Source organism: Bradyrhizobium hipponense, assembly GCF_008123965.1.
GTDB lineage: Bacteria > Pseudomonadota > Alphaproteobacteria > Rhizobiales > Xanthobacteraceae > Bradyrhizobium > Bradyrhizobium hipponense.
The window spans coordinates 15,735-27,152 of record NZ_VSTH01000136.1 but is presented as its reverse complement, the minus strand read 5'-3'; the positions used below and the strand labels follow the sequence as shown (position 1 = coordinate 27,152).

Here is an 11,418-nt window from a genome sequence, read left to right as displayed (position 1 = left end):
CCAACTTTCAGCGATAGCTCACTTCGTGCTCCCGGCGCTCTGTCCCGATGGATCGCACCATACGCTACGATATAGAATATCGTAGCGTAACGTTAGCACTGAGAGATCTCATACTGGTTACTAACCAGGATCGACTGCTTGCTGGTACCATTGGCGGACTAAAGGGCGCTAGGCGAAAACCCCGAAGCTTGTCTTGACTCAGTGGCGACATCGATTTCTCTATTCACCAGCAGAGTGCCGATCTCACGCTAATCGGGTGGACCCAAACGGAGGTCTGCGGCGCCATCCTCATGCGTGCAGCAATTCGCTACGACCTTTGTGGAGTCACTGAAATGCCTTGAGCTCCTCCTGCTGACTTGCCATTGATTTTCGTCCCTCAGGAGCCATTTTGGCAAAGTCTGTGGTCGCTGGGCATTTCCGTCTCTTGTTGTTCAGATAAACTGGAAGTAAGGTCACGCTGCCGAAACTTCATTCAGCGTTTCGGCCAGCGAGTTCTCGAATATCTCAAGTCCCTGACTTAGTGTCTCAGAATCGATCGTGAGCGCGGGCAACAATTTTAAAACTTGGTCGGCGGGGCCGCATCGTTCCACAATCAATCCTTTGTCAAACGCCTTGCGTGCCGCAGTCTCCGCAATTTCGGCCGTTTGGCAATCAAAGCCCCATGCCATGCCCCGCCCTCGAACATCGAAACGATTCCCCAGTTTGAATGAAATGGCCTCAAGTCGGTGTCGCAGGAAATTTCCCATGCGATGAACATCTTGGGAGAACGTCCGGCAGCGCCAATAGATATTTATAGCTGCAGTTGCAGATACAAGCGCAAGGTTATTTCCTCGAAAGGTACTAGTATGTTCTCCGGGCTGCCACGCGTCGGCTGCCTCTTTGATCAACAACATTGATAGTGGCAGACCATAACCACTTAGCGATTTCGACAGCACGACTATATCTGGCGACAACCCTGCGAACTCAAAGCTAAAGAATTCACCCGTGCGGCCACAACCCATCTGAATGTCGTCGACTATGAAAAGAGCACCAGCCTCCTTTGCTATGGACTGAATTGATTGCAACCATTCTCTGCAAGCGACGTTTACTCCCCCTTCTCCTTGTACAGTTTCGACGAGAATGGCAGCCGGAGAATCGGTACCGCTGCTCTTATCCAGCAATACCTTTCGCATGTAGTCCGCCGTATCAATAGCCGGCCCAAAGTAACCATCATACGGCATAAAGGTTACGCCAGACAAAGAAACCCCGCTCGCTGTGCGATGAAAGCGGCTACCGGTCGCAGCAACCGCTCCTAGGCTCAGGCCATGATATCCACGTGTGAATGAGATTATATTTTGACGCCCTGTAACCTTGCGCGCGAGTTTTAACGCTGCTTCGACGGCATTAGCACCCGTTGGCCCCACGAATTGGAACCGGTATTTCAGCCCCCGTTCGCGTAGTATAGCAGAGCTGAAAGTCTCCATGAATTCGAGCTTTGCAGGAGTCGCCATGTCGAGCCCGTGGACCACAGCATCCGATGCTAGATACTCGGCAATAGCCGCTTTGAGCTGGTGATTGTTATGGCCGTAGTTAAGCGCTCCAGCACCAGAAAGGAAGTCAATTACCTTCCGACCATTCTGCGTTAGCAAAATGGAGCCACGCGCTTGGCTAAAAAGGGTCGGAAACAAACGTGAGTATAGGCGAACGCTCGATTCTAGAGCTTCGAAAGCTTGCATACTTGTGGACTCGCCGATCACTTCGCTCATGCTGTATCCTTCGCAAGTAAGTCGTTCGTCAAGCGAGCGCGCTTCTCATAGGCATCAATGACTGTCGTTGCGATGCGCTGCGGCGTGTCCGTGTGAAGCGACATGTAAGTTCGAGAACTGCAGCAACACTTAACTGAAGATCGGAGGTCAGAAAACTACTAAGTCTGGTCGCCTGGACGATTGGAATTTGCGCATGCCTCGATTTAGGCGTTCTCTTTCGAGACCTGAAGGGGCCGGTTTCAACGAGCGGTTCTGAGCTGGCGGGATCGGAGCGCGCTACACGGACTTTTCGGTGATGAGGTGATCAGGCGCTGTGGTTCCGGCACATGGATGACCTCGATGTAGTCGTTGACTCTGAAACCTGCGATGACCTTCGGCAATTGATTTGTGCCTTTGAGCCGCCGCCAGCTCCTTGATGCGGCGATCACCAGCTTGAACACCATCAGCATGGTGGTGGTCGGCAAGGACGAGCCCTTGGTGCGCATGGCCCTGTGTTGCACGGTCGCGAACCCGCTCTCGATCCGATGATAAGCGGTATGGGACATCCAACGTTCCGCTGCGGTGTTCTCCATCGCGGAGTATGGTGCGACCAACGGGACAAAAGCACTGGGAGCACGAAGCGCGGGCAGACCGATACACACGATGAGCCGAGAGCTCGAGTTAGTAGCTGGCCGTCTCTGCGACTCGCCCGATTGCGCCGAGAGCTCGACTCCGTAGTTGTCGTGTCGCCCGCGGACTCCGTCATGTGTCTGGACTCGCGCAGATCCTTGTTCATGGCGGCCCGCACCGAGAGCGGGACCTTGTCCAGGATATTGACGGTCTTGTGCACCCAGCACCGCTGATGCCGCGTGCCGGGAAAGACCTCGTCGAGCGCCTTCCAGAAGGCAAGTGCGCCATCGCCGACGGCAATTCCCGGGGCGATCTGCAATCCGCGCTGCTTGACGTCGAGCAGTTCGCGCCAGCTCTGCGCGGTTTCCCGCACGCCGACGTGAACGCCGATCAAGTTCCTCCTTGCCCTTCCGGCGAAAGTCTGTCGCCCGCGGTAGTATCCCGACTGACGGCCGAGTGGCAAAGCGAGTACGAGCGCTGGCAGGGGCACGATCTGTCGGCGCGGCGATACGTGTACGTCTTCCTGCAGGCCCGCATCGAAGACCACGACGAGTGCACGCTGGTGTGTTGCTAGTCTCGTTCATGGCGTATCGCTCACCGTGAGATGTTCTGGCAGGCTTCCACAGCCGCCTCGATACGCCGCCTACCTCAGGCCGTCATGACCCAATTTCCCGCATAGCTCCATCGGAGCCCCGTCAAGACGTCAGGGCGGATTCGAACTCGCTCCCATTTACGTTGCTCAGTTGGGCAGTGGACTCGCCCAAGCCTGATAAATCCGCATTTCCGGTGAGAGACCGCTCGGCGGCAGCGTCGCAGAGCGTTTCCCAGAATTAGCGCTCCGCGTGCAGCTAGGGAAATGACCTCGCTGCGAGATTGCCGGCTAAGATTTGGAAAGGACGAGCGCTCGACGGCCTGTTTGCAATCCTCTTTGAATCTCTCGCCAGGGCAGCCGATCTGCTAAATCGAATGCGCCTCAATGGATCGTAGGCAATCGCGTCAGTCCGAGGACAGGTTGCTCACTCGTGCGAGCTCCTTTTCCGAGAGCATCTTTTCACCGATAATGCCTGCATTTACCAATTCTATGATCTCGGGATCGGAGAGGCCGAGCAGCTCCGATAAGATCTCTCTGTTATGCTGTCCTAGCGTCGGGGCAGCTGTGCGGATCGCATAGGGTCTCACACCCTCGCGGATTGGCATCGAAGGCTGCGGATGCGAGCCTATGAAAGCGCGTTCAGATGTCTGCAGAAATGCGCGTGACTTGAGATGCGGATCGTTGAGCAAGTCAATCGGCAGGCGGGCCACGCCGGCTGCAACCTTTGCGGCCTGCAAATCGGACATGGCCTCATCCGCATCGCGGGAGAGAGTCCAAGCCGCGATGTCTCTCTCGATAACCTCCTCAATAGCCCGGCGAGCTTCCGCAAATTTCAGCGACGCGTCCTCTGCCCAATCAGGGCGTCCAATAAGCAGCGCAAGCCTATGCCACATGTCCGTATCGGTCACCGCTATCATGATCCAGCTGTCCTTACCCCTACATCGGAAGCAGCCGTGAGGCACGAACTGAGGATGTCGATTGCCGTATCTTATCGCCGTCCCCCCGGCCGATTGGACGGTGATCCATGGGGCTGCGAACGGCATCATGCATTCGATCTGTGCTAGATCAATGAACTGTCCCTGCCCCGTGTTGCGGGCGTGAAGCAAGGCCACTAGAACTGCAGCGCAACCGTTCAAGCCGCCGACAGGATCTCCAAAGGCGGTGTGGCTCATGGCGGGTGGCCCGTTCGAGCTTCCGATCACGGCCGGCAAGCCAGACCCCTGCTCGAGAGTCGAACCGTAGGCTCGGCAATCGCGATGCACGCTATTCATCCCGAAGGCTGACATTGACATCATGACGAGCCGCCGGTTGAGCTGTTTGAGTACATCGTAGCCAAGCCCGAGCCTCGTCAAGACATCAACTGAATAATTGTCGACGACGACATCGGCTCCCGCAACAAGCCGTTTGGCAAGAGCGGCGCCTTGCGGCCGCTTCAGGTCAAGTGTGATACCGCGCTTGTTACGGTTCAATATGCAGAAGCGCTGCGTCTTTTCGTACATCTGGCCGTTCACGTAGGCAGGTCGGCGATCAACGCCCCGAAACCAATCCGGATATTGAATGGCCTCGATCTTGATGACGTCAGCGCCTAGATCAGCGAGCGTGCGCGTACACAATGGGCCCGCCCACCCCATCGAAAAATCGATCACGCGAATGCCATGCAAGGGCAGCCTATCGGGATCCGTGGGGCCAGGCGACGTCGAAGCGGTGTGGGGCAGGTGCCTTTGCGCATTCGTAAGGCGCTGCTGCTCGCCCGGAGACGGAACCTTTCCGCCCTGACGCGGCGGCGTCAAAGTCAGTCGCTGCGCCGAACCAACCGTCAGGCCATTTTCTCCAGCAAACGCGACAGGTACGATCGCGCCGCGCGCCTTCTTCTCTGCGTCTTGGAGCAGGTCGGGTATTTCAGGCAACGGAACGATTGGGATTTTCCGTTTCAGTCCCTCTGCAAACCAATCCTGCGCTGTCTGCGTCTTCAACCTCGGCACAAAATGTGCGTCGATTTTGTCCATGTGATGCAGACGATCTTCGCCGAGCAAGAGCGACGGATCATCAGGCAATTCGGGCAGACAAAGCATATCGCAGAATGATCGCCACTGAGCTGGCGTGTGCAACGTAACGCCGAGGTATCCTTTTTTTGTTTCGTAAATGCCGGTCGGAAAACTCGGCCAGAAGCGGTTAGTGCCCATCCGGTGCATAACGTCACCGCGCGTAAACGCCTCACACATGAGATACTCGGTTAAAGCGAGGCTCGATTCGAAAATACTGAGAGACCACGACCGCCCTACCTCACCCTTTATTCGGGTGAGTTCCGAACACATCGCGGCGATGAACCCCCAAAGGCCGGCTATAATGCCCATCTGGAAATCCGGTGCGTGCAATGGCGGCCCCTCGACCGGTCCAACAAGCTTAATCAGCCCGCCGAGCGCGCGAATGGTCGAATCGGTGGCGACGAATCCCGCATAGTCGCCGTCCCTATCGAACCAGCTCATTTCGACATAGATCAGGTCGGGCCGCTGCTTGCGAAGCTCAGCTACATCTATCGACAGGCAGTCGGCAGGATCAACATACCGGCCATCGACTAGAATATCGCAGTTCTCGATCAGCGTCCTGAGCCGGATAGCTGCATCTGGGTCCTTGGGATCGATGATGATGCTCGACTTGTTAAAATTTAGAAATGCGAACCAGGCGCTCTGGCCACTCGGCGTAAATGGAGCGCTGTGGCGAAGTGGATCGCCGGCTGGGGGTTCGACTTTCTGAACATCGGCCCCGAAATCCGCAAAGAGCCGCGTGCAATAGCTGGTTCCGGCCGAGCTGCCTATTTCGACAACCCGCAGGTGTGATAACACTCCCATTGAACTCTCCATTTTTCTCCATAGATGCTTCGAAGCTGTTCACTCGCCGATGCGATTTCGTCGCCACGCGCAAAGTGTCGCACTCAACTAGCGCCGACTACCTTCATTACGTTTTGGCGACATCGAAGATTCTCGATCCGAACATGGAGCATCGATGAGTACTTTTCATTGGCTATCCGACTGCCGCTCTTTTCCTGTTCGCTCATGCAGCCCAGAGCGATTCGGGGCCGATTCTCGTACATAAAGTTAAGTCCTCTGGCGCATGCGGCCGACGATGCGGGTTGGCCACGCTGCGCGTACAAGAAATATGCATCAGACTTGACGAGCGGGGATACGGCGCCGCCCTCAGATCGAGCGCGGTCCTGAGCGTGGTTAGCTTTGCGAACCGCGAGTTGCAGTACGAACGAGGTCGAATACGGCGACATCAAGAACACGTTCAACGAGCCTCTCTGATCAGTGCGACACCGAGCGAAAGCGCCACACCTTGTTGCCGGTCGATAGGCAAATACCGGGAAACTCAGCCGCATCAGCCAATCTTTCGCGCCCGCACCATATAGAAAGTGTGGCTCTGAGCTTGACGGCGCACCAGGAGCTACCGCTGCAAGTCGGTGTCGGGAGACACTCCGTACGAAACGGATGGGCTACCGTCGCATCGGTCGTCTCCCTTGTTTGAAGCCATAAAACACTAGCTGACTCGCTGTGGGCAGCTACCACAACAGATAGTGTCGGATCACCCTTTGCAGTAACAAGGCTGCTCAGTGGACCCGCTCTTGTGCCAGCAATAATTCAAGTAAGGAGTGCGATCGAGTGTGATCGCCATGGACTGGTCATGCCGAGCGTTCGTTGCGCTCCAGGCAAGAATCGAGTGCGTTCTCACCACGTTCCGTACTCCCTCAATTTATCGGGATGTCTTTCCGTGAATAGTCACGATCAATGACTCGCGCCAGAATGCGTCGTACGCGTGCGAGATGGAGCACGCCGGTGATGCGTGCTATAGACGTCGTAACCTCGTCGAAATGGTAGCGCAAATCAATCTAAGTCCAGGAGGAGGCCTTCGCGCCCATGTTGCACGTGAGGCGCTACAGCAACATCGATCGTGTGCTGGAATCACACCACATAGTGCCAGAGGGCTTTTCGTCCTCAATCTTCACCGATGACCTGCGCGAAGCCGAAACGTACCCATCTGCGCGTGGGGGCGACTGCGGCATTGCCAACGTCAACATCGGCCCCTCGATGCGGAGATCGCGGCACACTTGGCGGCGATAAAGAGACCGGCTGTCGGGAGGGTCGGGGTCCGACGCGTGGAAGTATATGCGTCGCGCAAATAACACCGTCAATTATGGCCGGATGTTACCACCCGCACCCGGCGTCGAGTTCAATGTGGTCTGATTTAGGGGCGGCGACAAAGACTCTATAAACGCAATGTCCGCCAGACCATCGCCGTCGATGCTACCCTTCTCCGAGGACGACAGGCGATGATACCGCTATATAACTGTTGGAAAGCTGAGGTGTATGGACCCGATGCTCGTGTGCTGAAAGCGCCCAAGGCGGACGGCCAATAAAATTGAAACTTGCAAGCAGGCGGGATTGATCCCGATCGGCTGAGCAGAGTCCGATCGAGTGGTCCTTCGGCCGCCCTGACGCGCGCAAGGTAGCTCGTTTGTACACGTATCTAGAGCCGGGCCAGCACCATGGGATCGGGGAGCATGGCTCGCGATCACGAATACTCGGTGTCGAGCGCATCCGGCGCGACGCCACCCGAGCGCTGATGATCCTCAAGAGGATGCTCAAGTCTCAGCACGAAATTGGACCGTCATGATATCTCGACGTCACCTTTGTCTGTTTAAAGACGGGGAAGTCGTAAACTCGACGGAAGCGGGCCCAGCCATTTCCCGAAGGTACGGATGCGGCGCACCTCAGTACGGCGAGCACCGTAGCGCGGCGAAGGAATAACCACCGAAGAAATCCGTGATGTCAGATCGGCCGCCGATCGAAGTAAAGCCTCGCAACTCGCCAAGCGATCGACATTCACTCCCTGACACAAGCTCGTTCTGATACTTACCTGTTGCGCTGTGCGACGCATCTTGCGGAAAATCGCCATGGCTCGCATCCAGCTGACTGCGTGAGGTATACGGGCGGCAAGCAATTTGCATGGTGTAACGTGTCGATCTAGGTGCTCTGGAGATGATCAAGATTGAGGAGGTCTTATGAGTGCAGTTGGGGAATCAACGCTTCGCCCGCCGGACAAGGAGAGCCGCTTTATCAACGTGAAGGCCGATCGACTCACCCGCATCTGTGTGGGGCTTCTGCGAGCCGTCGGCGCCTCGGACGAGGAAGCGCGAGCGGTCGCAACCGGCTGCGTCAATGCCAACCTGGCGGGCCATGATTCCCATGGGGTTGTCCTCATTCCAACCTACATTGAGTGGATCAAAGCAGGGGATATCGTACCGGGCGCGGAGTGGACCATCGTAAAGGAATCGCCGACCACGGCGGTCATCGACGGGCATTGGGGCTTTGGCTTCCATGTCAACGCCAGGGCGATGGCGCAGACCATCGAAAAGGCAAAGATCGCCAATGTCGCTGCCTCCACAGTGTTCCGGCAAAGCCATGTCGGACGGCTCGCCGCGTACCCCTTGATGGCGGCAAGCGCAGGCATGATCGGGCTCGCGGCGGCCGGCTGCGGCCGCTCATTTAAATATGTCGCGCCCTTCGGCGGACGCGAGGCGCGGCTTGGCACCAACCCGATCGCGATCGCGGTGCCTTCCAATCTCAAGGCCCCGTTTTTGCTCGACATGGCGACCTCGGCGGTCGCCGTCGGTCGGATCGACCTGGCGGTTGCGCGCGGCGAGCAGATCCCCAAGGGCTGGATTGTCGATGGTGAGGGAAGGTCTACCACCGATCCGCGCGAATACCGCAAAGGCGGCACGCTACTGCCGCTCGGCGGTACCGAGGGTTACAAAGGCAGCGGCCTCGCCGCGATCGTGGAAATACTATGCAGTCTGCTAACTAGCCCTGGGTTCAACGTCGAGCCGAGTGGCCGGTACAACAATAGTTGCTTCATGGCAGCCTTCAATGTAGCCGCATTCCGCCAACTTGATGAGTTCAAGAAGGAGGTCGCCGATTTCGCTTATTACCTGAAAGCGACACCGCCATCGGAGGGCTCATCCGGCGTGTTCTACCCCGGCGAGATCGCATATTTGCGCGAACAGGAGCGCACAGCAAATGGCATCGAGATCGAGGACGCAACTTGGGACAGACTGCGCACACTTTCGCGAGACTATGGGCTTATCGGTGAACTTGATCTTGCATGAACAGTATAAAATGGAAATGGCGATCGTCGGGTTTCTGTCGACGAAGAACTGCACGAACCTGCCGAGCTCATGGCGGCATCCGCGGGCGCACTACGTGGCGATCACGATCAGGAGATCGACCGTATCCTCGAAGCTCAAGTGCCCTGCGGCCTTCTTACGTCGAGCCAGCGATGCCCATCCATAGGGCGGAAACTCCGCCTACCAGTCAAACACGACACGCGCTGCACAGAGATGATCGATCATCGTTGTGACCGAAGGCACTCGGTACCAGAATATCTCCTCCTGGTATGGCTACATCCCGGGATCGGAACGGCTAACGGAGCGCTCTCTCTCTTGGCGCCTTCAGCATCGGCATGCGCACCGCGACCGAATACCAGCGCATCCCGCAGTATCTTTGATGCTACCTTCGACTGCAGTGAGGATTTCTTATAAGTGCGAAGTCGCGGTTGTCGATGGGTCTGTAGCGGGCCGGGCGGGTCGCCCATGATCTCACCAAAGCACAGGATTTGCTTCCTCGCACACAGCAACTGGCATGCCGAGCGCGCCTCCGCGTGTTGCGAGCCTCATGGAATCCCGTTCCAACCAAGCAGCTCAACGATTGAGATTGCCCAAATCGCTATCTCCAACTGCGACCTGACAGGCCGCTCCTTTTGCAAACGTCCATGCGAGGAATGCTATCATGCGTTACGCTTCCAGAATCCACCAAATGGTCGGTAAGACGTCGAAGGCATGGGACATACATTTCATGGCCGCAGAGAAGCGTATCCGCGGCGAACAGATCATCTTACTGACGGTCGGCAACACCGATTTTCCCAGTCCCAAAGTGGCTATCGACGCTGTGCATGACAGTCTGGCAGCCGGACGAACCCAATATAGCCCCAGTGCAGGGAGCACTCCGATCCGCGAGGCAATTTCGCGGCTTCATGCCCGTAAGACTGGCCGGGCGATCGATGCCGACCAGGTGATTGTCACGATCGGCGCGCAGAACGCGCTCTTCACTGCCGCCCTCTGCATTGTGGAGCCGGGCGACCAAGTGTTGGTTCCAGAGCCCATGTATCCAACGTATCCCGGCACAATTGCCGCTGCCGGCGGCGAGATCGTCAGCATCCGGTCGCCGGCGAAAAACGGCTTCCATCCGCTCATCGACGAGATAGAAGCCTCTATCGGTCCCCGAACTTGCGCGATCTTTCTGGCAACGCCTAATAATCCAACCGGAGCGGTTTATACGAGAGAAGAACTGTCGACCATAGCGACGCTCTGCCACAAGCACGATCTCTGGTTGGTTTCGGACGAGGTTTATGACGAGCTCGTTTATGAGGGGCGACATGTCTCACCTTCAGTCCTTTCGGGCATGGCGGAGCGCACTATTTGCATCGGCAGCCTTTCCAAATCCCATGCGATGCCCGGATGGCGTATCGGCTGGATGATCGGCCCGCAGCAATTGGCGGATCATGCCGGTCAAATAGCCATCTGTTCCACGTACGGCACTCCTACGTTTCTGCAGGACGCGGCGGTGACAACGCTTGAGCAGCTTCCGCGCGGCGTCCCCGAGCTGAAAGCCGCCTATCGCCGCCGGCGCGACCGGCTTTGTGACTGGATGGACACGGTTTCGGTCCTGACTTGTCAGCGGCCGGAAGGTGGCATGTTCGTGATGTTGGATGCTCGCGCCACCGGTCTTTCGGCCTATGATTTCGCCAAGGGCCTCCTTCTCGAGGAGGGTGTGGCGATCCTGCCCGCGGACGCTTTTGGTGAGAGCGCAACCGGCTATTTGCGCATTAGCCTCGGCGCCGCCGACGCGGTGATCGACGAGGCTGCCCTTCGACTCTCCCGTTACGCGGAGCGAGCTGCCCGGCATCGGGCCGTCTCCTGATAGAAAGGCGTTCTGGCTGGAGTCGATTTTCGGCTTTCACCAAAATAGGATTATCTCATCAACTGGCACAATGCGCGTCTAAGTTTTTCTTCTCGGATAGGTAATGAATAGCAAGGATGACGACCTTGCATCCGATCATCGCGGCTCGCGAAGCCGCACCGTTCAAACCTGCGTTCCGTCTCCTTGGGTGCTTCGATCTACTAGGTCGCAAAGCGCGAGTCGATGTTTTAGATTTCGACGTGAGCGGTTGGCGTCGCGTTCGTGGATAAGACGCATCTGCGCTCCTGGCTGAGCCGAGGCTCGAACCGCGGGTGGATGCGGGCCGACATCGCTGGCGGCGCGCTCCCCGGTTGCGTGAAGATCACGCACATTCCATCTCCAATGGCTGCTCCGGCTAGACGATTGCATTGGCATAGTGCTTTTGGAGATTATGAGTTCAAGG

General features: G+C 57.1%; 4 protein-coding genes and 4 pseudogenes. 4 read left to right on the top strand and 4 right to left on the bottom strand.

All coding sequences use genetic code 11. From position 1 onward, the window contains the following. Positions 1-452: 452 nt before the first annotated feature. The 3 genes and pseudogenes from ectB to FXV83_RS32860 form a co-directional block, all read right to left on the bottom strand. Complete coding sequence (gene ectB / locus FXV83_RS32870) at positions 453-1,715, bottom strand: diaminobutyrate--2-oxoglutarate transaminase (RefSeq protein ID WP_148743717.1); 1,263 nt, start codon at positions 1,713-1,715, stop codon at positions 453-455. 347 nt (positions 1,716-2,062) lie between these two features. Continuing rightward, positions 2,063-2,269 (bottom strand): annotated as a pseudogene (locus tag FXV83_RS32865) (IS256 family transposase); the annotation flags it as partial. Between the two features lie 226 nt (positions 2,270-2,495). Beyond that, positions 2,496-2,742 (bottom strand): annotated as a pseudogene (locus FXV83_RS32860) (transposase); the annotation flags it as partial. A gap of 30 nt (positions 2,743-2,772) precedes the next feature. Between FXV83_RS32860 and FXV83_RS32855 the strand changes: the two are divergent. Beyond that, positions 2,773-2,919, top strand: a pseudogene (locus tag FXV83_RS32855) (IS256 family transposase); the annotation flags it as partial. A gap of 431 nt (positions 2,920-3,350) precedes the next feature. On the opposite strand, the gene FXV83_RS32850 reads toward FXV83_RS32855, so the two are convergent. Then, positions 3,351-5,795 (bottom strand): CaiB/BaiF CoA transferase family protein, encoded by a 2,445-nt coding sequence (locus FXV83_RS32850; RefSeq protein WP_148743716.1) that lies wholly within the window; start codon positions 5,793-5,795, stop codon positions 3,351-3,353. A gap of 983 nt (positions 5,796-6,778) precedes the next feature. Between FXV83_RS32850 and FXV83_RS45220 the strand changes: the two are divergent. The 3 genes and pseudogenes from FXV83_RS45220 to FXV83_RS32835 all read left to right on the top strand — a co-directional run. Continuing rightward, positions 6,779-7,184 (top strand): annotated as a pseudogene (locus FXV83_RS45220) (aldehyde dehydrogenase family protein); the annotation flags it as partial. A gap of 818 nt (positions 7,185-8,002) precedes the next feature. Then, a complete protein-coding gene (locus tag FXV83_RS32840; protein ID WP_148743715.1) occupies positions 8,003-9,106 on the top strand; it encodes an Ldh family oxidoreductase in 1,104 nt (367 codons plus the stop codon). A 679-nt stretch (positions 9,107-9,785) separates the two neighbouring features. Next, positions 9,786-10,976: a pyridoxal phosphate-dependent aminotransferase gene (locus FXV83_RS32835; RefSeq protein WP_148743714.1), complete on the top strand. Its 1,191-nt coding sequence runs from the start codon at positions 9,786-9,788 to the stop codon at positions 10,974-10,976. The last annotated feature ends 442 nt before the right edge of the window (positions 10,977-11,418 follow it).